Source organism: Streptomyces sp. NPDC093064 (assembly GCF_044754605.1).
In the GTDB taxonomy this organism is placed as follows: Bacteria; Actinomycetota; Actinomycetes; order Streptomycetales; family Streptomycetaceae; genus Streptomyces.
In genome coordinates this window covers 1-22,182 of the sequence record NZ_JBIVPK010000076.1, presented here as the reverse complement: position 1 = coordinate 22,182, position 22,182 = coordinate 1, and the positions used below count along the sequence as shown (strand labels likewise).

Here is a 22,182-nt window from a genome sequence, read left to right as displayed (position 1 = left end):
TCGCTACAACACCAGACGAAGGCACTCCCGCCTCGGCCAGATCAGCCCGATCACTTACGAACAGCGATCAACTACGCTGGCCACCGCCGCATAACCACCGGTGTCCACGATCAAGGGTGAAGCCCCGGAACTTCAGCGGTGTAGACCAGAAGCCGCTGGGACTGGTCGATCCGGCCTTCCGCGTCGGCGTCGGCCAGAGCGGCTTGCAGGATGCCGTCCCACGTGCCGTCCGCCGACCAGCGTCTGTGCCGCTCGTACACGGTCTTCCACTTCCGGAACCGCGCAGGCAGGTCCCGCCACGGGATGCCTGTGCGCTCGCGGAAGAGGGTGCCGTTGATCACCTTGCGGTGGCTGGTCCAGCGTCCGCCCGCTGCCCGACCTTGGGCAGATGCGGCTTCAACCGCACCCTGCTCGACGAGTGGGGGCCTACCTGCGGCCCTACGTCAGCAACGACGAGCACACCGCCGCCCTGGCAGACTTCCTGCACAACTACAACCACCACCGCGGCCACACCGCACTCGGCGGCCACCCACCGATCAGCCATGTGAACAACGCTTCAGGTCAATACATCCAGGCGTCAGGTCGCAACGGCGGGCGATCATTGACGGGTGGATGCCCGAGCTGGTTGCGGGGCGTGGCTCGGTGCCGTGATCTGTGGCTGACAGATCGGACCTCTCGCGATGTATTGACGATCTCGCACACCATCCCTACCTTGCATGGCGGGATAGCTCCGATGAATTCTTACTGAGTCCGAGCCCCGGGAGGCGTCATGCCGAGACCGTCCAGAAGAACCGTACTCGCGACCGGCTCCGCGCTCAGCGGAGCGTTACTGGCCGGAGGGCTGCCGACACCGGCTCGGGCGGCGGACGCCCCGGAACACGGGGCCGCACCCGCGACGGGTCCGGGCCGTGTCGACGCCCCCGACGACGCCTGGCGCACGGTGCTCGACGACGCCGATCTCGTCTGGCGCCGCATGCCGAAGACCTGGTACGAGGGGCCATATCTCGGCAACGGTCTGCTCGGCTCAGGGATCTACGTGGAGCCCGGCGCCGCGACAAGGGCCGTCCGCTTCAATGTGCAGCACTCCGAGGTGCAGGACCACCGCCCTGAGTTCGGCTCCCTCTTCGGCCTCGCGCGGCTGCCGATCGGGCACTTCACGCTGGAGCCGGTCGGCACGATCACGGGCCTGGACTGGCGTCTGGGACTGCGCGACGCCGAGCTGACGGGAACGCTGACCACGGACCGCGGCACCCTCGCGCTCCGCGCCTTCGTCCACACCTCCCGCTCGATGCTGGCCGTGGAGGTGACTCCGAGCGAGGGCGAGCGCGACTTCGCCTGGGCGTTCCACCCGGCGAACGCGATCAGTCCGCGCGCCGCCTTCATGCCGCTGCCCGACGGGTACCGAGGTAATCCGCCCGCCGAGGTCGAGGAGCACGACGACGTGTCGGCCGCCGTGCAGCCGTTGCTCGCGGGCGGGCAGCACGTCACCGCCTGGCGCGAGCGCACCCGCGGCGATCGGCGCACTCTGTACGTGCATGTGGCGCACTCGTTCCCCACGTCGACGGCCCGCGATCGCGCACTGCGAGCGGTGCGCGACGTCTCCGTCTTGCCGTACGAGGCGCTGGCCGTCACGCATCGCGCCTGGTGGCACGACTTCTACCGCAAGAGCTTCCTGTCCCTGCCCGATGCCCGCATCCAGCGGTTCTACTGGATCCAGCTCTACAAGGCCGCCTCCGCCGCGCGCCGTGACGCGCCCGTGATGGCGACCTGCGGCCCCTGGCTGGAGTCCACACCCTGGCCCAACACCTGGTGGAACCTGAACGCGCAGCTGGAGTACTGGCTGATCCACGGTTCCAACCATCTGGAACTCGATGCCGTCACACGCGCGTTGAGCGAGTTCCGGGAGAACCTCGCGAAGGAGGTGGCGCCCCCGTACCGCGGCGACTCGCTCGGCATCCCGCGCACCACGGACCCGTCCCTGATCAACGGCGCGGCAAGCACTCTCACCGGCTACGGCGTCGGCATCCCCGGCCGGAACCCGCCCACGCCCGAGGTCGGCAACCTCACCTGGGCCCTGCACAATGTCTGGCTCAGCTACCGCCACACCATGGACGAGTCGATCCTGCGCGATGTCCTCTTTCCCCTTCTGCGCAAGGCGATCAACTACTACCTGCACTTCCTGGAGCCGGGCGCGGACGGCAAACTGCACCTGCCGGCGACGTTCTCACCCGAGTACGGCGGCGACTCCCGCGACTGCAACTACGACCTGATGCTGCTGACCTGGGGCTGCCGGACGCTGCTGGAGTCGGCCGAACTGCTCGGCATCGACGACGAACTGGCCCCGCGCTGGCGCGAGATCCTGGCCAAGCGCGTGCCCTACCCGACGGACTCCAACGGCTTCATGGTCGGTGCCGACATCCCGTTCGCGAAGTCCCACCGTCACTACTCCCACCTGCTCGCCGTCTATCCGCTGTACGAACTCACCGGCCGCACCCCGGACGAGAAGGCCCTGATCGAGAAGTCCCTGGCCCACTGGGTGGGCTTCGAAGGCGCCCTTCAGGGCTACACGTTCACGGGCGCGGCGTCGATGTCAGCCCTCCTCGGCAAAGGCGACGACGCGCTAAGGTACCTGGGCCAGTTGATGAGCCGCTTCATCCAGGCCAACACCATGTACAAGGAGTCGGGCCCGGTCATCGAGACGCCGCTGTCCGCCGCACAGTCCCTGCACGACATGGTGTGCCAGTCCTGGGGCGGCGTGATCCGCGTCTTCCCGGCGCTGCCCGCCGCCTGGCGCGAACTGACCGTGCACGACTTCCGCACCCAGGGCGCGTTCCTGCTGAGCGTGGTCCGGGAGGCCGGGGCGACCCGCTGGGTGCGGCTGGTCAGCGAGGCCGGCGCGCCCTGCGTGGTACGCCATGGGATCGCGGGACCGGTCGACGTCCGGGACGGGCGGGGCAAGCCGCTCGCATACGAGGATGCGGACGACGGGGCGATCCGCATAGCCCTCGGCAAGGGCGAGTCGGCGCTGATCACTGCCCAGGGCGACCGTCCCGAACTGCGGATCGGACCGGTCACGCCGAACGCACCGGCGCCCGGCTGGGGGCTGCCCTCGGCTTGAGCCCCTGGATCCCTCAGATCGTGTGCTCGAGCGCGAGCAGGTGCTGCTTGCGCTCGAGGCCGCCCGCGTATCCGGTGAGCGAGCCGTCGGCGCCGATCCCAGAAGCCAAGCTCGTCGTAGGCCGTACCTGCTGTTCGGGGCGATACTCACCACGCTCATCCCGCGCCCCGTCGTCGTCCAACAGGCCGTCGCAAGTGACTCAACCTCAACCCCGCTGACGAGTCGAGGCTTACGGCCCCGTTGCCGCAGCGGCCGAGGCTTCGGCTCATGTCGCCCACACCGAGAAGTGGCTCCGTTCATTGCTGCCCGGCCCTCAGGTGGCAAGGATCCGGGCCCGGCACCGATGTCTGGCGAGCCAGTGCATCCCTGCATCGCAGAGAGATGACCGCGCCACGACGCTGATCCACGGCGTCGTCGTCGCACTGATCCCGACTGCGACGGCGTGGGCGGGGTCGAACGACTGCATGAAGGTTCGCCACCGTTCGCCATCATGAGCAGCGCCGTCATCGCAACCTGGCCGAACTGGGCGGGGTGGCTCCGCAGCGCCTGCGCCTGCGCCTACGCCTACGCCTACGCCTACGCCTACGCCTACGCCTACGCCTACGCCTGAACGAGACCGCCGACGCGCGCGTGTCGGGTGGCCTACAGTCGGTAGACGCGGAGCGCGTTGCCCCGGAACACCGCTTCCTTCTCCCTTGGGCCGAGTGCCTCCGTGAGCGATTCTGCGATCCCGACGACCGCCCCGTAGTCCGCCTCCAGGGTGCAGACCGGCCAGTCCGATCCGAACAGCAACCGCTGCGGACCGAAGGCGTCCAGGACGGTGTCGGCGTAGGGCTTGAAGTCCTTGGTACGCCAGTCGCCGGGGGCGGCCTCGGTGACCAGGCCTGAAAGTTTGCACACGGTGTTGGGCAGGGCGGCCAGGCGGCGCAGGCCGGCGGCCCAGGGGGCGAGAGCGCCGGTGGCGATCGGGGGCTTGCCGAGGTGGTCGAGGACGAAGGTCAGCCCAGCGACCCGGGCGGCGGCGTCGACTGCGGCGGCCAGTTGGTGTGGTTTGACGACGAGGTCGTAGACGAGCCCGGCCTGGGCGACAGCGGTCAGGCCGCGCTGTACGTCCGGGCGCAGCAGCCAACTCGGGTCCGGCTCCTCCTGGACCTGGTGACGGATGCCGACCAGCCGGTCCCCGCCGGGCCGTTCACGCAGGGCGGCGATCGCGTCGGCGACATCCGGGGCGGTGAGGTCGGTCCAGCCGACCACCCCGGCGACCAGGTCGCTGCTGGCCGCGAGGGCCAGCAGTTCGGGTGTCTCCTCGGGCACGCAGACCGTCTGGACGACGATCGTGCCGACCACGCCCGCGGTCCGCGCCTCGGTAGCGAGGTCAGCGGCCGAGAAGGACCGGGCGAGCGGGGCGAGGGCTTCGCCCGTGATCCACGGCTGTGGCCGGGCCGCGAGGTTCCAGACGTGGTGGTGCGCGTCGATGATCCGCCGGCCGGTCACAGCTCCCACACCACCGGGAGTCCGGCCTCGGCGCCCGCCTCGGAGTAGTCGTGGACGACGTCGAGGAGGTCGGCCATCCGCGCCTGCCAGGCGACGTTGACCGGGAGGTGTTCCAGTTCGGCGAGCAGTCGGGTGTAGTCCTCGCAGTCCAGCAGGTGGAACAGCTCGCTGCCGCTGCGCCAGATGGTCCACGAGCTGACGCCCGCGGCCCGGATGGCGGTGGTGAGTTCGGCGGGCACCTCACGGTGGGCAGCCTCGTACTGCGCGATCCGGTCCGCGCGTACGCGGGTGTGCAGGGCGATCCTCATGGCTGCTCCGGGTGGGTGGGGTCGACGATGACGACATCCAGAGTGCGGGGTCCGTGGACGCCCTCCACCCGGTCGAGTTCGATGTCGCTGGTGGCGGACGGGCCGGAGACGAAGGTCAGCGGCCGGGCCGGGTCGAGGCGGCGAAGGGCGTCGGGGACGTCCGCGAGGATCTGCTCGGCGCGGATGACGCACAGGTGGTAGTCCGGGACGAGGCTGAGGGCGCGCCTGCCCTGTCCCGGGCCGGTGTCGAGCACGAGGGTACCGGTGACGGCGATGCCCACCGCCGCGAGAGTGAGCGCGCCGTCCAGTGCGTCCAGGGCCGGCACGTCCAGCGGTTCGCTGTGCCACCGCCAGTCGCCGGGCGGGAGCAGTTCGGCGGGGAAGCCTTCGGGAAGCGCGAGGCGACGGGCGCGGCGGGCGGTGAGGGCGGCGGCAATGGCGGCGGGCAGGCCTGCCGGACCGGTGCGGGTGACAGTGGCGCGGTAGTCGGCGACGCGTTCGGCGAACAGGGCCACGATGTCCTCACCGGGCCGGATGTGGCTTCGGCGGTAGTTCCGGGGAACGGGCACGTCCACCGGAGTCTCGTCGGTGGGGACGTCGGCGAGGGCGTCCCTGATGCGTCCGAGGATCGCGTCGCGGCTGCTCATCGGCCACCTTCTCGGTTCTTGCGCCACCAGGTTCGGAAGGACTCGGCGGGCGGTGCCGGCGTGTCCCGGGTGTCGGACCAGCCGTGCAGCGGGCCGGGCAGCCGGCCGATGCGCCCGCGCCGGGCCAGGGCGCGGCCGCCGAGGGCCGCCGCCTTCTGTGCCGCGGTGAGGAGTCGCGGGGAGTCGAGGACGGCGGCGGCGGCCTTCATCGCCGCCGCCTCGGCAGTGGGCAGGCGTGCGGCGCGGCGCTTCGACTCGACGGCTTCGGACCGCAGGTGGGCGAGCAGCTTCGGGATGTCGATCTTCACGGGGCAGGCGTCGTAGCAGGCTCCGCACAGTGTGGAGGCGAAGGGCAGGGTGGCCGCGTGCTCGACCCCGACCAGTTGCGGGGTGAGGACGGCGCCGATCGGCCCGGGGTAGACGGAGCCGTAGGCGTGGCCTCCGGTGCGTTCGAAGACCGGGCAGACGTTGAGGCAGGCGGAGCAGCGGATGCAGGCGAGGGCCTGGCGGCCGACGGTGTCGGCGAGTGTGTCGGTTCGGCCGTTGTCGAGCAGTACCAGGTGGAACCGGGACGGGCCGTCGCCGTCGGTGGTGCCGGTCCAGGTGGAGGTGTACGGGTTCATCCGCTCGCCGGTGGAGGAGCGGGGCAGCAGCTGGAGGAAGATTTCCAGGTCGGACCAGGTGGGGACGACCTTCTCGATGCCCATCACGGTGATCAGGGTCTCCGGGAGGGTCAGGCACATCCGGCCGTTGCCCTCGGACTCCACGACGACGACGGTACCGGTGTCGGCGACGGCGAAGTTGGCGCCGGAGACGGCGACCTTGGCGGTGAGGAACTTCTGCCGCAGGTGCCGTCGGGCCGCCTCGGCGAGTTCGGCCGGGTCGTCGGTGAGGCCTTCGGGGGCAGGACGGCCCCAGTGGCCCATCTCGGAGGCGAACAGATCACGGATCTCGGTGCGGTTCCGGTGGATCGCCGGGACCAGGATGTGCGAGGGACGGTCGTCGCCCAACTGCACGATGAGTTCGGCGAGATCGGTCTCGTAGGCGGTGATGCCTGCCTCGGCGAGGCGTTCGTTGAGGCCGATCTCCTGGGTGGCCATGGACTTGACCTTGACGACCTCCGACTCGCCGGTCGCCCGCACGAGTTCGGTGACGATGTGGTTGGCCTCGGCCGCGTCGGCGGCCCAGTGCACGGTGCCGCCCGCCGCGGTGACTGCCTCCTCCAACTGCACCAAATGACGGTCGAGATGGCGGGCGGCGCGCTTCTTCACAGCGGCGGCCGATTCGCGCAGTGCCTCCCAATCGTCGAGTTCCGAGGCGACGGCGAGGCGCTTGTCGCGGATCGTGGACGTGGCCCGCTTCAGGTTGGCCCGCAGTTGCGTGTTGCCAAGGGCGCTGCGGGCGGCGTCGGGGAACGACGGAGAGCCTAGCCAGACGACCCCGCGGTCACCAGGGTTGCTCATCACGCGGTTCCTTCGGTGGCGGCGAGGATCTCGGCCAGGTGCATGGTCCGCACGGTGCTGCCGTGCCGGGAGAGGCCGCCGCCGATGTGCATCAGGCAGGAGTTGTCGGCGGCGCACAGCACGTCGGCGCCGGTGGCCAGGACGTCTCGCGTCTTGTCGGCGAGCATCGCGCCGGAGGTTTCGGCGTTCTTGACGGCGAAGGTGCCGCCGAAGCCACAGCAGGAGTCGGCGGCCGGCAGGTCGACGAGGTCGATGTCCTCGACCGCGCGCAGCAGTCGCAACGGCCGGTCGCCCAGGCGCAATCCGCGCAGCGAGTGGCAGGTGGGGTGGTAGGTGACTCGGTGCGGGAAGCGGGCGCCGACATCCGTGACGCCGAGGACATCGGTGAGGAACTCTGTGAACTCGTGGACGCGAGGGGCCAGTTCGGCGACCTGCCGGGGCAGGCCGGGGTCTGTGTGGTGCTCGGCCAGCGCGTGGTGGCTGTCCCGGACCAGGCCGGCGCATGAGGCGGACGGGGTGACGACGGCGTCGTACTCGGCGAAGGTCCGCGCGAAGCGCGCCACCAGGGGAACGGCGTCCTGCCGGTAGCCGGTGTTGACGTGCATCTGCCCGCAGCAGGTCTGCTCCTGCGGGAAGTCCACGGTGTGGCCGAGCCGCTCCAGTACGGTCAGCACGGCCCGGCCGGTGCCCGGGAAGAGGGTGTCGTTGAGGCAGGTGATGAACAGGGCGACGCGCATCAGCGCTCCTGTGCGGGGGTCGGGACATCCGGTGGCAACAGCCCGAGTTCCTTGATTTCCGCCCACAGCGCGTCCGGCACTGGGTGGTTGAGCAGGGCGGCGGCGTCCTCGGCCTCGGCGGCACTGCGGGTGCCGACCAGGACGCTCGTGACGGCCGGGTGCCCGAACGGGAAGCGCAGGGCGGCGGCGCGCAGCGGCACGCCGTGCCGCTCGCAGACGGTCTTGAGGGCGAGGGCGCGTGCCACGAGGTCGTCGGGCGCGGCGGCGTAGTCGAAGGTGGCGCCGGGGCGGGGGTCGGCGAGCAGGCCGGAGTTGAAGACGCCGCCGATGACGACCCCCACGCCGCGGTCGGCCGCGAGGGGCAGCAGGTCGACGAGGCCGCGCTGATCGAGCAGGCTGTATCGGCCGGCCAGGAGGACGGCGTCGACGTCGGTCTCGAGGATAAAGCGGGTTAGCAGTTCGGCCTGGTTCATGCCGACGCCGATCGCGCCGAGCACGCCTTCGCCGCGCAGCCGTTCCAGCGCCGGGTAGGCCTCCTCCAGGGCCTGCTCGGCGTGGTCGTCCGGGTCGTGCAGATACGCGATGTCGATCCGGTCGAGGCCGAGGCGTTCCAGGCTGTCGGCGAGGGAGCGGCGGACGCCCTCGACGCTGAAGTCCCAGACACGGCGGTGGGTCGCGGGGACGGCGAAGCCGGCTGCAAGGTCGGTTCCGTCGGTGTCCGCGGGTTCGAGCAGCCGGCCGACCTTGGTCGACAGGGTGTACTCGTCCCTGGGGTGGTCGCGCAAGGCGGCGCCGAGGCGCCGCTCGGACAGGCCGAGGCCGTAGTGCGGGGCGGTGTCGAAGTACCGCACACCCGCGTCCCAGGCGGCGGTCACGGCCTGCTCTGCCTGGTGGTCGGTGACCGGGGTGAACAGGTTGCCGATGCCGGCCGCGCCGAAGGAGAGCTCGCTGACCGGTACGGCGCTGCGCCCAAGCCGGTTCTGGCGCAGAGTCACGGCTGCGGCTCCGGCGGCAGGCGCAGGCCCGCCATGCCACCGTCGACCGCGAGGGCGGTGCCGGTGGTGCTGCCAGCGGCCGGGGAGGCGAGATAGGCGATGGCGGTAGCCACCTCCTGGGCGGTGACCAGGCGGCCGGTGGGCTGGCGGGCCTTGAGCGCGGCGCGTTCGGCGGCCGGGTCCGGGGCGGCGTCCAGCAGGCGCCCGATCCACGGGGTGTCGACGGTGCCGGGGTTGACGCAGTTGACCCGGATTCCCTCGCGGACGTGGTCGGCGGCCATGGCAAGGGTGAGCGAGAGCACGGCGCCCTTGCTTGCGGAGTAGAGGGCGCGCTGGGGCAGGCCGGCGGTGGCGGCGATGGAGCAGGTGTTGACGACCGAGGCGGCGTCCGAGTCGCGCAGGTACGGCAGGGCGGCACGGGTGGTGCGGACGATGCCGAGGACGTTGACGTCGAGCACGCGGTGCCACTCATCGTCCGGGTTGTCCGCGACCGTTCCGGCGGCACCGATACCGGCATTGTTGACCAGGATGTCGATGCCGCCGAGCTCCCCGGCCGCCGCTTCGACGGCCGAGCGGACGGAGCGGTCGTCGGTGACGTCGGCGGTGAGGCCGCGCAGCGGGGCGCTCACGCCGCGAGGGTCGAGGTCGAGGACGGCGACGTCCGCGCCGTGCTCGCTCAGCAGCTGGGCGGTGGCCAGTCCGATGCCGGAGGCTCCTCCGGTGACCAGGGCGGTGAGCCCGTCGAGTTCGGTCTTCATGCGTGGTCCTCCGTGCCCGTGTCCGTCGTGTCCGTGCCGGGCTCGGCCAGGGCCGCGTCGGCCGTCCAGAACGCTCCGTCGGGGAAGCTGTAGGTGGCGATGGTGGTCCGGTGCATGGTGGCGGAGAAGCCGGGCGTGGTGGGTGCCCGGTAGTGCCCGTCGGTGATCACCACCGGATCCAGGAAGTGCTGGTGGAGATGGTCGACGTACTCGATGACGCGGTCCTCGGTGGTGCCGGTGAGGGCCACGTAGTCGAACATCGACAGGTGCTGGACGAGTTCGCACAGCCCGACGCCGCCGGCGTGCGGGCACACCGGGACGCCGAACTTGGCGGCGAGCAGCAGGATGGCGAGGTTCTCGTTGACGCCCGCCACGCGAGCGGAGTCCAGCTGGAGGACGTCGATGGCGCCGGCCTGCAGGAGCTGCTTGAAGACGACGCGGTTCTGCACGTGCTCGCCGGTGGCGACCTTGACGGGGTGGACGCCACGCCGGATGGCGGCGTGACCGAGGACGTCGTCGGGGCTGGTGGGCTCCTCGATCCAGTACGGGTCGAACTCGGCAAGTGCCTTGGTCCATTCGACGGCCTCGCCGACGTTCCACCGTTGGTTGGCGTCGATGGCCATCCGGACGTTCGGTCCTACGGCCTCGCGGGCGGCACGGCAGCGGCGGATGTCGTCCTGCAGGTCGGCGCCGACCTTGAGTTTGATCTGGGTGAAACCCTCGGCGACGGCGTGCTTGGCGAGGCGGGTGAGCTTCTCGTCGGAGTAGCCGAGCCAGCCCGGGGAGGTGGTGTAGGCGGGGTAGCCGCGCCGCAGCAGCTCGGCGGCCCGGTCGCCGGCGCCCTGCTTGCCCGTGCGTAGGAGTTCCAGGGCCTCGTCGGGGGTCAGGGCGTCGGTGAGGTAGCGGAAGTCGACCTGGGAGACCAGCCATGCGGGGTCGGCGTCGGCGAGGAGCTGCCACAACGGCTTGCCCTCGCGCTTGGCCGCCAGATCCCAGACCGCGTTGACGACGGCGCCGATGGCCATGTGCATCACGCCCTTCTCCGGCCCGAGCCAGCGCAGCTGGCTGTCGCCGATCAGGTCGCGGTACAGCGAGCCGGGATCGGCGCACAGTTCGGCGACCGGACGTCCGACGACGTGCTCGCGCAGCGCTTCGATGGCGGCGACCTGGACATCGTTGCCGCGGCCGATGGTGAAGGTGAAGCCGTGGCCCTCGTGGCCGTCCGTCGAAGTACGCAGGACGAGGTAGGCGGCGGAGTAGTCGGGGTCGGGATTCATCGCGTCGGACCCGTCCAGCTCCCGCGAGGTCGGAAAGCGGATGTCGTAGGTGTCGACGGCGGTGATCCGCGCGGTGGTTGCGGACAACTCGGTGCCTTTCACGCGTTGATGAGCGTCTGGCGCTGGGTGCCGAGCCCGTCGATGGACAGCTCGACCACATCCCCCGCGCGCAGATACGGGGTGCCTGGCAGGCCGAGGGCCACGCCGGCCGGGGTGCCGGTGTTGATGACGTCGCCGGGGCGCAGCACCATGTACTGGCTCAGGTACCAGACGAGGTACGCGACGTCGAAGATCATGCTCTTGGTGTCGCTGTCCTGGCGGACCTCGCCGTTGACGGACAGGCGCAGGCCGAGTCCCTGCGGGTCGCCCACCTCGTCGGGGGTCACCAGCCAGGGGCCCAGCGGGTTGAAGGTCTCGCAGGACTTGCCGAGGTCCCACTGGGCGGAGTACTCCAGCTGGAACTCCCGCTCGGAGACGTCGTTGCTGATCGCGTAGCCGGCGATGTGACCGGCCGCCTCGGCCGGGCCGGCCAGGTAGCGGGCCTCGACGCCGATGACGACGGCGAGTTCCACCTCCCAGTCGGTCTTGACCGAGTCGCGGGGGATCCGCACCGGGTCGTGGGGGCCCACGACGGTGGAGGGGTCCTTCATGAAGACCACCGGCCGCTCGGGGACGGCTGCGCCGGTCTCCTCGGCGTGGTCACGGTAGTTGAGACCGACGCACACCACCTTGCCCGGGCGGGCGACGGGAGCGCCGATCCGCCGGCCGGCCACCTCCACGCGCGGCAGCGATCCCTCGGCCAGCGCCTGCCTGACCCGGTCGACTCCGCCGGAGGCGAGGAACAGCCCGTCGATGTCGGTGGTCAAGCCGGTGAGCGCGAACGCGGTGCCGTCGTCGCCGAGGACTGCGGGCATCTCCGCTCCCGGCTCCCCGATCCGCAACAGCTTCATGTATTTCTCCCGTCGTCGCTCCGGAGGTCCAGACTCTCCGCCACCTTCAATACATCGGAGGACTCTCCGGAGCCTTGACCATACGAGCGACTGCCGCGACACCGCAAGAAGTCCTCCGATCTTTCTTCGGGAACCTTGCTCTCGAAACCCTCATATGCACAGGTCAACATGGAGGTAACGAGTCCTCGCGATACAGATGGAGAACCTGGACATCACCATTGAGATTCACCCGAGGCCCCCTCTTGTCAGTCAAGTTCCCGACTCATAAGGTCCTCGATACCGCAAGCCATCCGATGACTGCGTAGGTGTGCTCCGCTACGGGTTCTGCCACGGACCGCCACGACCGCCCAGCTTCCCGGCAGGATCCTCACCCCTCCCCCGCGCCGGCCCTTCGCTCAGGCCCCCACCCACCTCGGTGCGGGCACGGCCATCCCAGCCACGGGGATCAGGACCATGAAGCTTCGCTCGTCCAGAATCGCGGCCACGGCCGCCACCGTGACCGTCCCGGCGGGGTTCGCTCATCCGCGATCACTGGAAGATCGAGTCACTCCACCACATCCGCGACGTGACCTTCGCCGAAGACGCCTTCCATCTGCGGACAGGCGCCGCACCCCGCGCCATGGCGACCTGGCACAGCCTCGCCATCGGCGCCCTCCTCATGGCCGGCAAGACCAGCATCGCTTCCGCCTTTCGGCACAACGCCCGCGACGTCCGCCGACCGCTCACTCTCCTCGGACTCACGTAATCACGAGTCGGACATCGAGCAACTTTGCCGAAACCCTGGGCCGACACCAGCAAGGCCTGAGACAGGAATCGGGGAAGCAGCAACAGTGACGTGCCGTCAGAACGCGGACGTGCTCCCGCCGAGGGTGCCGTGCAGCCACTGTTCGACGCCGCCGACGTGCACCGTCATCCAGGACCGGGCCAGCTCGGGGTTCCGGGCGGCGATGGCCTCGCAGATCGCTCGGTGCTGGTCACGGGTGCGCTGCACCGCACCCTCCTCGGTCAGCCCGCGCCAGATCCGCGCCCGGGCGGTAGGCCCGGAGATCCCATCGATCAGCGAGCAGAGTACCGGGTTCCCGGAGCCGGAGGCGATCAGGCGGTGGAACTCGAGGTCGTTGGCAATGAGTTCCTCCAGCGAGGGCTCCCGCGGAAGACGGTCGAGCACTTCCTTCAGCGCGGCGACATCCTCGTCCCGCATCACCGCCGCCGCCATGGCCGCGGCGGCCGGCTCCAGGATCCGGCGGACCTCGAGGAAGTACAGCACCGTGTCGTCCTGATGGAAGTCGACGACGAAGCCGAGTGCGTCCAGCAGCAGGTCGGGCTCCAGGCTGGTCACGTACGTCCCGTCGCCCTGGCGCACGTCCAGCACTCGTATCAGCGAGAGCGCCTTGACCGCCTCCCGCAGGGAGTTGCGCGACAGCCCCAGCCGCTCGGCCAGCTCGGCCTCCTTCGGCAACCGCTGCCCCGGGCGCAGCTCGCCCTCGACGATCATCGCCTTGATCTTCTCGATCGCCTCGTCGGTGACCGGCACAGTGGTGACCTCCTCATGCTGCGACCGCGATTATACATCGGATGAATGAACGCCGTGAACGAAGGTGAACTGACCCGCGCCTGGCCACCTCGACCGCAGGGGCGACGCCAGCGCGGCAAGTCCGACCCCATCGGCGTGGAGAACGCCGCCCGGGCGGTGGTGGCCGGCACCGCGACCGCGACCGCGAAGTGTGCTGAGGACACGGTGGAGATGATCTGCCACACCAAGATCGCCCGGGACGCGACCGTGAAGTTCCGCACCCAGGCCATGGTCACCCTCAAGGCCCTGATCGTCACCGTTCCGGACGAGCTGCGCGAACAGCTCCAGTGCCTGCCGAAGATGGCCCTCATAGAGCGGTGCGCGGAGCTGCGGCCCGGCTCGGTCACCATCGTCCTGGCCTCGACCAAGCGGTCCCAGCGGTCGCCGGCCCGCCGCTGGCTGGACCTCGGCGAGGAGAGCAAAGGCCACCACCGGCTGCTCGGCGAGCTCACCCGCCAGAAGGCACCGAACCTTGTGGACGCGTTCGAGATCGTTGCGGACGCCGCGGCGGAGGTACTGGTCGTGGTCGGCGGTAATCCCGAACGGATCCGCTCCCAGGCGGCGTTCGCCAAGCTCGCCGGCGGCTGCTCCGTCCCGGCTTCCTCGGGCAGGACCGACCGCCACCGGCTCAACCGCGGCGGCCGCCAGCAGGTGAACTCCGCGCTCTGCGGGGTCGTCATCGTCCAGATGCGCTTCCACCAGCCGACCGTCGACCACGTGGCCCGGCACACCGCCGAAGGCAAGACAAAACGGGAGATCATCCGCTGTCTGAAGGTATCTCGCCCGAGCGATCTACCAGAGGAACGAAGCCCGCCCAGAACCCGCCGGAGCAGCTTGACGAACTATAAGGGGCGTCAACACCGTGAGCGAGGCGTTCAACAGCGTCCTCCTGAACCCCACGATATCCACATCCCGAATGCAAACCACCGGCTCAGCCCTTCGTGGCGCCACCGGTCAGGCCGCGTACGAACTGCTTCTGAAACGCGAGGTAGAAGGCCAGTACGGGCAGTGTGGCCAGCAGCATGAAGGCGAACACCGCGCCGAAGTCCTGCTGGTAGGGGCCGATGGAGCGGAATATCCCGACCGTCACGGTGTTCCCGGCTCCCGGGCCCAGGACGAGCAGTGGTGTGAGGAAGTCGTTCCAGACCCAGACCCCGAGGAAGATCAGCACGCTGGCCGAGGCCGGCCGCAGGAGTGGGAAGACCACCTGCCAGAAGGTCCGGAACCGCCCGGCACCGTCGACCGCCGCGGCCTCTTCGAGCTCGCGCGGGATCGAGCGGATGAAGCCCATGAAGACGAACACGGCGAACGGCAGGTAGTACCCGACGTTGACCAGCACGGCGCCCGGCATCGTGTGCATCAACCCGATGGCGTCGAGGATCCGCGTGATCGGCAGCATGATGACTGCGGGCGGGATCATCAGGCCGGCCAGCATGACGCCGAGGACGGCACGGCTCCACCAGCGGCCCGACCGCACGAGGTGGTACGCCGACATCGCGGCCAGCACGGTGGTAATGAGGATCGACGCTGTGGTCAGGATGATGGAGTTGACGAGGCCGTACCAGAACAGCCCGTCCGGCCGGGTCAGCACGTGCTCGAGGTTGTCGAGTGTCGGCGGAACCGGGAGCGCCAGCGGCGATGCGACGACCTCGGAGCTGGGTTTGAAGACGTTGACCAGCGCCACATAGAGCGGTAGGCAGAAGACGGCGGCCACGCCGGTGGCCAGCAGCGGGCGCGCCCACGGCGTTCGGGGGTTCACAGGTTCACCTCTCTCCGTTGCAGGAGCTTCAGCGCGGTCACGCTCGCGGCCGAGACGAGGACGAGCATGATCCCGGCCATCGCGGACGCCATTCCTGGGCGTTGCTCGGAGAAGGCGGTGCGGATCACGTCGAAGGCAACGGTGGCCGTGCCGCCCGTGCCGGGGCCGCCGTTGGTGAGCACGGCGATCTGGTCGTAGACCTTGAACGAGCTGATCATCAGCATCACGGTGTTGATCGTCAACGCGGGCGCGAGCATCGGCCAGGTGATGGCGCGGAACTGTTGCCAGGGGCCGGCGCCGTCGAGGCTCGCCGCCTCCTCGAGCTCGGCGGGGATTCCCGCGAGCGCAGCGAGATAGACCACGACGGCGAAGCCGAGCATCTGCCAGACCATGATCCCGGAGACGGAGTAGATCGCGTACGACGGATCCGTGAGCCAACCTGGCGGGTTCTCGATCCCCATCGAGACGAGCGTGCTGTTCAGCAGGCCGTCGTCGGCCAGGATCGAGCGCCCGATCACCGACACCACCACGGCGGAGAGAATCACTGGTGTGAAGTAGACGCTGCGGAGAAGGCTGTAGAACCGGCCCTGTCGGCGCAGCAGCAGGGCAATTGCGAGACCGAGCAGGTTCGTCAGCAGCACCACGATCACTGTGATCACAACGGTGTTCCACAAGGAGTGCCGGAACCCCTCGTCCCCGAGGAGGTAACCGTAGTTGTCCAGGCCGACGAACGAGGTGTGCGAGCGGGTGGCGCGCTCATCGGTCATCCCGATGTAGAGGGTCCACAGGATGGGAGCCAGGACCATCGTGGTGAAGACCGTGAGGGTCGGCAGGACGAAGACGGCGAAGGCTCCCACCGACGGCCACGTCCAGGTGCGGAACCTGCTCGGCCCACCCGTGCGCCCGGACGAGGCAGCAGTGGGCTGACCAGCCGGCGCGATTCCGCCGGCGGCAACCACCCCCGTCCGGGCGCGCGTGGCGTGCGTCACTTCGAGAGCTCCTTGAACTTGGTGTTCAGCGTCGCGACGAACTTGCCCACGTCCGAGCGGCCGTTGAGGAGATCGTTCAGCCCGGCGTCGACCGCGGGCATGAACCCCGACGGCAGGGCCGGGATGCCGTGCTCGTCGCCGAAGTTCGGCGTCACCGTTCCGCTGGACTCCGCATTCTTGTAGAGATCGAGGGTCTCGTTGTACAGCGGCGGCAGGCCGGCCGGCGGCTTGTAGCCCTTGAGCGCGATGAACAAGCCGTCGTACCGCGCCCCGCCGTCGGCGTTCAGCTTGGAGAACTCGATGGCCCACTGCTTGGCCTTCGCGACGTCGTGGGCCTTGGCGCTCACCGAGAGTCCGCCGCCGGTGAACGCGGGCACGACGAGCGAGCCGTCCTGCGTGGGCATGGGGAAGGCCCCGATCTGCTTCTGCTGCGCCTCGTCCGGGGCTGCCGCGAACCACGAACCCATCGGGTACATCGCGCCCTTGCCCGCGAGGAAAGCGTCCTGCGCCTGTGCGTAGGTGGCCGACAGGTTGTCGACGTTCTTCTTGGCCGCCAGTGCCTTCATCTTGGTCGCCGCTTCGACGAACAGGGGGTCGCTGAAATCCGTCTTCCCGGCGACCAGCTTGTCGAGCCACTTCGGGTCCTTGGCGTAGACCTCGGTGGCCATCAGTTGGGAGAAGGTCCACCGCGGGCCGAGGCCGTCCGGTGCACCGCTGCCGATGACGAACGGCGTGATCCGCGACGCCTTGAGCTTGCCGACCGCGGCGAGCAGGTCGTTCCATGTCTTCGGAGGAGTGGTGATGCCCGCCTTCTCGAAGGCTGCCTTCTGGTAGTAGATCTGCCAGCTCTGCGTGTTGGTGGGCAGTTGGTAGATCTTGCCGTCGAAGCTGTTCGCGGTCGGGGTGACCCAGTCCGCCAGTTCCTTCCGGTTGAACTGCGCGAGCTTGCCCGCCTCCGCCAGTCCGGCAGGGTCGATCGCGACCATGATGTCGGGCAGTGCGCCGGTCGAGTCCAGTTGGCGCGCGTACTCGTTGCGCTGCTCGGCACTGGGCGCGACGAGCTTCTTGATCTTCACCCCCGGCACCTTGGCACTGGTCTTGGCGATGATGTCGTCCCAGTACGCGGCAGTGAGGTTGGGGGTCTCGAAGGTGAGCAGGTCCAGCGTCACGTCGCCGCCCGCTGTGTTCCCATCTGTGTTCCCACCCCCGACGGCACAGCCTGTCAGTGCGACCAGGCCTAGTGCCGCGGCTATCGCGACGCAGTTGGTCCGCTTACCCATTGAGGCCTCCTTGCCGGTCGAACCCACCAGGGATGTCACTCGGTCCCGAGGTGTCGCTCTGCCTTGATTTGTTAAGTAAGTTACTTGGCAATATTGCCGTTGCGGCGTCAATCTAGATAGCGTGGCGCCGTGAGTCAAGACACAAGTGGACCCCAGTACTCCGCGGCTCCCGCCGGCCGTGCAGGCGATGCCGGCCTGCTGCGCAAGCTCAACCTCGCAGCCGCAGTGCGGGCATTCCTCGACACCGTGTCGCTGACGGTCCGCGACGTGTGTTCGATCGTGGGAGTCTCCCGCCCCACCGCCGAGGAACTGCTGGCGACGCTGCTGGACCAGGGCTTCGTCCGTGAGGCGCTCGGGCGCCCGAACGGCGAGCGGTCCGCGGGACGGCCGGCCCGGCGCTACGAGGTCGTGGCCGAGAACTACGCCGTCGTCGGAGTCGACATCGGCGCCCACAAGGTGGCCGTGGTCATCTGCGACCTGCGCGGGAACGTCGTGGCCATGCGCAGGCGCAGCGTCGATCCCGACCTCAGGCCGGCTGGGCGCATCGGGGCCGCGGCGCGTCTGATGGAGGCGACCGTCCGGCAGACCGGGACGAGCTGGGAACACATCCGCTCGGTGGCCTGTGGCATCACCGGCGTGGCGGCCAACGGCTCGGAGGTCAGGGACATCCGCACAGTTCCTGCGGGCCAGGACCTCGACGTCTACTCGCTGCCCGGCTTCGACGAGATCGACGTGGTCTCGGAGGTGTCGGGGCGCTTCAAACGCGACGTGCTGGTCTCCAACGACATCCACCTCGCGGCGGTGGCCGAGCACTGGCAGGGCGCCGCCACCGAGGCACGCGACCTCATCTACATGCACGCCGGCCACCGCCTCGGGGCCGCGATCGTCATCGCCGGGCAGATCCACAACGGACGGCACGGCCTGGCGGCGTCCGTCGGCGCCATGAAGATCCTGGGGTGGGCCGACGCGATGGCGAAACTCCACCACGAGAGCCGCAAGCTCGCGGGCTCGACCGCCGAGGAGTCCACAGGCGACGACGTCCGGGCGCTCTTCGAAGCGGCCGCGAACGGCGACCGCACTGCGGTGCGCACCGTCGACCGTGTCGCCAAGGCCCTCGCCCTGGGCGCCTCCACCCTGGTCCACGCCGTCGACCCCGACCTCGTCGTGCTCGGCGGCGGTCTGTCCCGCTCGGGGGACGTTCTGGCCGGTCCGTTCCAGCGGCACTTGGCCGCGACCTCCCTCAACTTGCCGGAGTTCCGCGTGTCCCTGCTCGGCGACGAGTCCGTCGCCCTCGGCGCCGCCCGGCTGGCCCTCGACGATCTCAAGGCGCGCCTGCTCGCCGTGCCCGCATGATCCACTCCCCTCACCGCATCAAGGAGTCACCGAATGATCGAGCCCGGACGCGTCGCCGTGCCCGCGCCCACCGCCCCCGTGTCCCTCTCCGGTCTCGGCGGGACTGAGACCACGACGATGGTCCTGCTGCCGCGGGCGGACGGCTTGCCCGACATCGGCTGGGTGGGGCTTTCCTTGGCGGCGACGGACGTCCGCTCCCTGACGATCCCGGCCTCGGTCGAGACCACTGCCTGGAACTCCTGGCTGATCGGCTCACCGGTCAGCGTGCTCCCGGAGCACGCGCGAGGCTACCTGGGACGGCCTGCGCTGCTCGGCCACCGGGTGGGCCCCGAAGGCCCCGGGAGCGACTGGTCCACCGCGTTCGGTCCCGGCTCCGTGGGGTGTGCCGGCGACTCGCTCGTGGTCGAGGCCACCGACGAGGCAGCGGGACTCGCACTGCGCTTCGAGGCCGAAGCCGTCCCGGGAGGAGGGCTCCGCCTCCGGCACCTGCTGACCAACACTGGCGCCGGTCCCTACGTGGTCGACGCGCTCGACGTGGTCATCCCCGTTCCGACCGGCGCGGGCGAGATCCTCGACTTCACCGGGCGATGGGCCCGCGAGCGGCAGCCCCAGCGCCGTGCTCTCGCGGACGGACAGTGGGCCCGGGAGCACCGCCGCGGCATGCGCAGCCTCGACGGCACCGGTCTGCTCGTGGTCGGTACCCCTGGATTCGGCTACGGCGACGGTGAGGTGCTCGGCGTCCACCTCGCCTGGAGCGGCAACCACCGGTATGCCGTCGAACAGCTCAGCTCCGGCGTCGCCGTCGTCAGAGCCGGCGAGTTGCTGCACCCGGGCGAGTTGGTCCTCGCTGAGGGCGAGACATACACCATGCCCTGGGTGCACGTGGCCGCGTCCGCGCGCGGGCTCGATGGCCTGGCGGATGCGACACATCAGTACGTCCGGTCACTCGCGGCCCATCCGTCCCCGCCCGCACCCGTCATGTTCAACGCGTGGGAGGCGGTCTACCTCGACCAAGACCTCGACACGCTGACCGCACTGGTCGACATCGCGGCCAGGCTGGGCGCCGAGCGTTTCGTGCTCGACGACGGGTGGTTCGCCAACCGCACCTCCCTCGACGACGGCCTGGGCGACTGGACCCCAGACCCGGCGGTGTGGCCGGACGGGCTGGCGCCGCTCGTGGACCGGGTGCACGAGAAAGGGATGGAATTCGGCCTCTGGTGGGAGCCGGAGGCCGTCAACCCGACCTCGGCGGTCTACCGCGCCCACCCCGACTGGATCCTGCGCACGGGCGACCGGTCGCCCGTGTTGGAACGCAACTGCTACCTGCTCGATCTCAGCCGCGAGGACGTGCGGGCACACCTGCTCGACGCGTTCGACCGCCTGATGGCGGCGCACCGGATCGACTTCGTCAAGTGGGACCACAACCGCGACCAGATCGACGGCGGCGACTCGCGCGGCTCCGGCCGGCCCGCGTCACGGCGGCAAACCCTTGCCTTCCGCAAGCTCCTCGACGAGCTGGCCCGCCGCCATCCCGCCATCTCGTGGGAGAGCTGTGCCTCGGGAGGCGGCAGAATCGACCTGGACGTGCTTGAGCGGGTCCAGAGCGCCTGGACCTCCGACGCCACCGATCCGCTGTCCCGCCAGCCGATCCAGCACTGGACCGCCCAGCTAGCCCCATTGGAGTACTTGGGCGCCCACGTCACCGCGCCCATCTCCCACCAGACCGGCCGAACCAGCACCCTGGACCTGCGCGCAGCCACGGCCTTCTTCGGCCAGTTCGGCATCCAGTGGGACCTCACGAAGGTGCCGAATGACGAACTGGACCGCCTCGCGTGCTGGATCGACCTCTACAAGCGCCACCGCGCGCTCCTGCACACGGGCCGCTTGACACGTGTCGAGCTGGCCGACGGTCTACTCGCGCATGGAGTCGTCGCTCGGGACCGGTCGGAGGCGCTCTTCTCCTACGCCCAGCTCGACGAGATCGTGTCCGTGCCACCGCGGCTCCGCATCCCGGGACTCGACCCGGACCGGAGCTACCGCGCCTCGCTTGTGGCTCCGCCCGACGCGTCGGTGACCTGGGAGGTTACGGGTATGCAGGCGTCTGGTGCGGCGCTGGGAGCACTCGGGCTACCGGGTCCTGCGCGGGCACCCCAGAGCGCGGCGCTGGTCCACGTGCGCGCGGCCTGATCGGGCGATCCGAGACGCTCCCCGCTGACCCGGTGATTCATGAATTGAGTGATCCTGTCTGGCTGTAATGCCTTGACAGATCCGATGTATCGCAGGACCTTGTTCGAGCAAACGGACCGAGAGAGCGCTGTCTCACGCTATCGGAAATGCCCCCGCCGACGTCCGCAGGAGCCGCCATGTTCGCACCATAGCCAAGGCATTCGGCCCCAGCCCGAAAACTGTCGTGCTGGGTCGTCGGCGGTGTTGTGCTCGCCGCTGCTCTCTGTGTCTGTGGAGTACCCGACCACAATTCATCCGATGAAAAGGGTGGGCCCGTCGCGCTGCACTTCGTCAATCCGACCCAGTTGGTGACCCGCGGCAAGGACGACCGGGCCGCGTAGACAAGCCTCATCCCCCACTGACATCCCTCCACACGTTCGAAGGAAGGTGACCGTCGTTGTACGCGCCTTTGTCCAGACGAACGGTTCTCAAGGCGGCCGGCCTCTCGGCCGCCATGGCGGTGGCGCTGCCCGGCCGGGCCGGCGCCGCCGCGCCCCCCGACGCCGTGCCCGTCGGCCGGGACGACCCCTGGCGTCAGATCCCCCCGGCTCCTGGTGGTACGACGGCAAGGACCGGCCCGTCACCACCGGCCTCAACGTCGACCGGTACATCGCCAACGCCGGCAACTCCGTCCGGTCCCTGATGGACTTCACCGCCATGGTCGACGGCAAGTTCCCGCCACAGCAGGAGAAGTTCATCGACCTGATGAAGGACTACCTCCCGCCCTTCTGGGAGTCCCTGCACGACGTGGACGGCGGCGGCTTCATGTACGGCGGCATGCAGCCGGGTGCCTGGAACGACGGTGCGTACGGCTACGTCACCGTCAGCCGCGCCCACCCGGACACCACCCAGTACGTCCACGTCACCACCCGCCCCACCACGGGCGACCAGGTGAAGATCCGGGACAACGGCCACCGCGTCAAGGGGATCACCGACCTGCGCACCGGCCAGAAGATCCCGTTCGACCAGCACGACGGCACCCTCACGATCAGGTCGATCCAGGACTGGGACCCGTACGACACCGTCTTCAAGGTCGAGACCACCAGCCACCGTCAGGGCGTCTACCCCACGGGCACCGTCACAGCCGACGACCCGGCCCTGACCGACGGCGACTTCACCACCTACACCGACAACAAGGGCAAGCTGCCCGTCTCCTTCACCCTAGTAGACTGTCGCGGCTAATGTTTGGGGTAGAGGTGGCGCAGTTTGATGCGTGCATCGTGGGTGGTGAACTGCCAGTCCACCTGACGTTGGT

General features: G+C 69.5%; 19 protein-coding genes and 3 pseudogenes. 7 read left to right on the top strand and 15 right to left on the bottom strand.

The window, feature by feature from the left end:
• Nucleotides 1-158 precede the first annotated feature (158 nt).
• A pseudogene (locus ACIQFZ_RS40290) lies at nucleotides 159-406 on the bottom strand (transposase); the annotation flags it as partial.
• On the opposite strand from ACIQFZ_RS40290, the pseudogene ACIQFZ_RS40285 reads away from it, so the two are divergent.
• A pseudogene (locus ACIQFZ_RS40285) lies at nucleotides 396-568 on the top strand (integrase core domain-containing protein); the annotation flags it as partial. The pseudogenes ACIQFZ_RS40290 and ACIQFZ_RS40285 sit on opposite strands and share 11 nt — an antisense overlap.
• A gap of 201 nt (nucleotides 569-769) precedes the next feature.
• A complete protein-coding gene (locus ACIQFZ_RS40280) occupies nucleotides 770-3,118 on the top strand; it encodes a glycosyl hydrolase family 95 catalytic domain-containing protein (protein ID WP_402693632.1) in 2,349 nt (782 codons plus the stop codon).
• A gap of 13 nt (nucleotides 3,119-3,131) precedes the next feature.
• Here ACIQFZ_RS40280 and ACIQFZ_RS40275 read toward each other — a convergent pair.
• The 10 genes and pseudogenes from ACIQFZ_RS40275 to ACIQFZ_RS40230 form a co-directional block, all read right to left on the bottom strand.
• Nucleotides 3,132-3,215, bottom strand: a pseudogene (locus ACIQFZ_RS40275) (cysteine methyltransferase); the annotation flags it as partial.
• Nucleotides 3,216-3,760: 545 nt separating this feature from the next.
• Nucleotides 3,761-4,621: an amidohydrolase family protein gene (locus ACIQFZ_RS40270; RefSeq protein WP_383060543.1), complete on the bottom strand. Its 861-nt coding sequence runs from the start codon at nucleotides 4,619-4,621 to the stop codon at nucleotides 3,761-3,763.
• Nucleotides 4,609-4,920, bottom strand: a complete 312-nt coding sequence (locus ACIQFZ_RS40265; protein ID WP_383060542.1) for an L-rhamnose mutarotase — start codon at nucleotides 4,918-4,920, stop codon at nucleotides 4,609-4,611. The genes ACIQFZ_RS40270 and ACIQFZ_RS40265 overlap by 13 nt, the downstream gene beginning before the upstream one ends.
• Nucleotides 4,917-5,567, bottom strand: a complete 651-nt coding sequence (locus ACIQFZ_RS40260; protein WP_402693631.1) for a lactate utilization protein C — start codon at nucleotides 5,565-5,567, stop codon at nucleotides 4,917-4,919. The genes ACIQFZ_RS40265 and ACIQFZ_RS40260 overlap by 4 nt, the downstream gene beginning before the upstream one ends.
• Nucleotides 5,564-7,030, bottom strand: coding sequence for a LutB/LldF family L-lactate oxidation iron-sulfur protein (locus tag ACIQFZ_RS40255; RefSeq protein WP_365427855.1), 1,467 nt, complete (start codon nucleotides 7,028-7,030; stop codon nucleotides 5,564-5,566). Before ACIQFZ_RS40255 ends, ACIQFZ_RS40260 begins: the two co-directional genes overlap by 4 nt.
• Nucleotides 7,030-7,767, bottom strand: coding sequence for a (Fe-S)-binding protein (locus ACIQFZ_RS40250; RefSeq protein ID WP_365427852.1), 738 nt, complete (start codon nucleotides 7,765-7,767; stop codon nucleotides 7,030-7,032). The genes ACIQFZ_RS40255 and ACIQFZ_RS40250 overlap by 1 nt, the downstream gene beginning before the upstream one ends.
• Entirely contained in the window at nucleotides 7,767-8,756 is a 990-nt protein-coding gene (locus ACIQFZ_RS40245) for an aldo/keto reductase (RefSeq protein WP_365427874.1), read from the bottom strand. The genes ACIQFZ_RS40250 and ACIQFZ_RS40245 overlap by 1 nt, the downstream gene beginning before the upstream one ends.
• Before the next feature lie 2 nt (nucleotides 8,757-8,758).
• Complete coding sequence (locus ACIQFZ_RS40240; protein ID WP_365427849.1) at nucleotides 8,759-9,520, bottom strand: SDR family oxidoreductase; 762 nt, start codon at nucleotides 9,518-9,520, stop codon at nucleotides 8,759-8,761.
• On the bottom strand, nucleotides 9,517-10,884 hold the full coding sequence (locus ACIQFZ_RS40235; RefSeq protein ID WP_402693630.1) for an L-fuconate dehydratase: 1,368 nt from the start codon (nucleotides 10,882-10,884) through the stop codon (nucleotides 9,517-9,519). The genes ACIQFZ_RS40240 and ACIQFZ_RS40235 overlap by 4 nt, the downstream gene beginning before the upstream one ends.
• An 11-nt stretch (nucleotides 10,885-10,895) precedes the next feature.
• Nucleotides 10,896-11,747: a fumarylacetoacetate hydrolase family protein gene (locus ACIQFZ_RS40230; protein WP_365427846.1), complete on the bottom strand. Its 852-nt coding sequence runs from the start codon at nucleotides 11,745-11,747 to the stop codon at nucleotides 10,896-10,898.
• A gap of 565 nt (nucleotides 11,748-12,312) precedes the next feature.
• On the opposite strand from ACIQFZ_RS40230, the gene ACIQFZ_RS40225 reads away from it, so the two are divergent.
• Complete coding sequence (locus ACIQFZ_RS40225; protein WP_365425932.1) at nucleotides 12,313-12,492, top strand: hypothetical protein; 180 nt, start codon at nucleotides 12,313-12,315, stop codon at nucleotides 12,490-12,492.
• 96 nt (nucleotides 12,493-12,588) lie between these two features.
• Here the strand turns inward: ACIQFZ_RS40225 and ACIQFZ_RS40220 are convergent, their stop codons facing one another.
• On the bottom strand, nucleotides 12,589-13,281 hold the full coding sequence (locus ACIQFZ_RS40220; RefSeq protein ID WP_383060533.1) for a FadR/GntR family transcriptional regulator: 693 nt from the start codon (nucleotides 13,279-13,281) through the stop codon (nucleotides 12,589-12,591).
• Between the two features lie 54 nt (nucleotides 13,282-13,335).
• Between ACIQFZ_RS40220 and ACIQFZ_RS40215 the strand changes: the two genes are divergently transcribed.
• Complete coding sequence (locus ACIQFZ_RS40215) at nucleotides 13,336-14,346, top strand: transposase (RefSeq protein WP_402693629.1); 1,011 nt, start codon at nucleotides 13,336-13,338, stop codon at nucleotides 14,344-14,346.
• Here ACIQFZ_RS40215 and ACIQFZ_RS40210 read toward each other — a convergent pair.
• The 3 genes from ACIQFZ_RS40210 to ACIQFZ_RS40200 all read right to left on the bottom strand — a co-directional run bounded on the left by ACIQFZ_RS40210 (nucleotide 14,252) and on the right by ACIQFZ_RS40200 (nucleotide 17,348).
• A complete protein-coding gene (locus ACIQFZ_RS40210; protein WP_365425938.1) occupies nucleotides 14,252-15,079 on the bottom strand; it encodes a carbohydrate ABC transporter permease in 828 nt (275 codons plus the stop codon). The two genes, ACIQFZ_RS40215 and ACIQFZ_RS40210, sit on opposite strands and share 95 nt — an antisense overlap.
• Entirely contained in the window at nucleotides 15,076-15,885 is an 810-nt protein-coding gene (locus ACIQFZ_RS40205) for a carbohydrate ABC transporter permease (protein WP_376548720.1), read from the bottom strand. Before ACIQFZ_RS40205 ends, ACIQFZ_RS40210 begins: the two co-directional genes overlap by 4 nt.
• A 179-nt stretch (nucleotides 15,886-16,064) precedes the next feature.
• Complete coding sequence (locus ACIQFZ_RS40200; protein WP_402693628.1) at nucleotides 16,065-17,348, bottom strand: ABC transporter substrate-binding protein; 1,284 nt, start codon at nucleotides 17,346-17,348, stop codon at nucleotides 16,065-16,067.
• A gap of 129 nt (nucleotides 17,349-17,477) precedes the next feature.
• On the opposite strand from ACIQFZ_RS40200, the gene ACIQFZ_RS40195 reads away from it, so the two are divergent.
• The 3 genes from ACIQFZ_RS40195 (at nucleotide 17,478) to ACIQFZ_RS40185 (ending at nucleotide 22,109) form a co-directional block, all read left to right on the top strand.
• A complete protein-coding gene (locus ACIQFZ_RS40195; protein ID WP_365425944.1) occupies nucleotides 17,478-18,701 on the top strand; it encodes an ROK family transcriptional regulator in 1,224 nt (407 codons plus the stop codon).
• 33 nt (nucleotides 18,702-18,734) lie between these two features.
• Nucleotides 18,735-20,888 (top strand): alpha-galactosidase, encoded by a 2,154-nt coding sequence (locus ACIQFZ_RS40190; RefSeq protein ID WP_383060529.1) that lies wholly within the window; start codon nucleotides 18,735-18,737, stop codon nucleotides 20,886-20,888.
• 426 nt (nucleotides 20,889-21,314) lie between these two features.
• Entirely contained in the window at nucleotides 21,315-22,109 is a 795-nt protein-coding gene (locus tag ACIQFZ_RS40185; protein ID WP_402693627.1) for a hypothetical protein, read from the top strand.
• Nucleotides 22,110-22,182: the final 73 nt, after the last annotated feature.

What these genes read in the sequence shown, in the direction of transcription:
- ACIQFZ_RS40280 (WP_402693632.1), top strand. Translation starts at nt 770, where the DNA reads ATGCCGAGACCGTCCAGAAGAACCGTACTCGCGACCGGCTCCGCGCTC.
- ACIQFZ_RS40265 (WP_383060542.1), bottom strand. Translation starts at nt 4,920, where the DNA reads ATGAGGATCGCCCTGCACACCCGCGTACGCGCGGACCGGATCGCGCAG.
- ACIQFZ_RS40260 (WP_402693631.1), bottom strand. Translation starts at nt 5,567, where the DNA reads ATGAGCAGCCGCGACGCGATCCTCGGACGCATCAGGGACGCCCTCGCC.
- ACIQFZ_RS40255 (WP_365427855.1), bottom strand. Translation starts at nt 7,030, where the DNA reads ATGAGCAACCCTGGTGACCGCGGGGTCGTCTGGCTAGGCTCTCCGTCG.
- ACIQFZ_RS40250 (WP_365427852.1), bottom strand. Translation starts at nt 7,767, where the DNA reads ATGCGCGTCGCCCTGTTCATCACCTGCCTCAACGACACCCTCTTCCCG.
- ACIQFZ_RS40240 (WP_365427849.1), bottom strand. Translation starts at nt 9,520, where the DNA reads ATGAAGACCGAACTCGACGGGCTCACCGCCCTGGTCACCGGAGGAGCC.
- ACIQFZ_RS40230 (WP_365427846.1), bottom strand. Translation starts at nt 11,747, where the DNA reads ATGAAGCTGTTGCGGATCGGGGAGCCGGGAGCGGAGATGCCCGCAGTC.
- ACIQFZ_RS40205 (WP_376548720.1), bottom strand. Translation starts at nt 15,885, where the DNA reads ATGGTCCTGGCTCCCATCCTGTGGACCCTCTACATCGGGATGACCGAT.
- ACIQFZ_RS40200 (WP_402693628.1), bottom strand. Translation starts at nt 17,348, where the DNA reads ATGGGTAAGCGGACCAACTGCGTCGCGATAGCCGCGGCACTAGGCCTG.
- ACIQFZ_RS40190 (WP_383060529.1), top strand. Translation starts at nt 18,735, where the DNA reads ATGATCGAGCCCGGACGCGTCGCCGTGCCCGCGCCCACCGCCCCCGTG.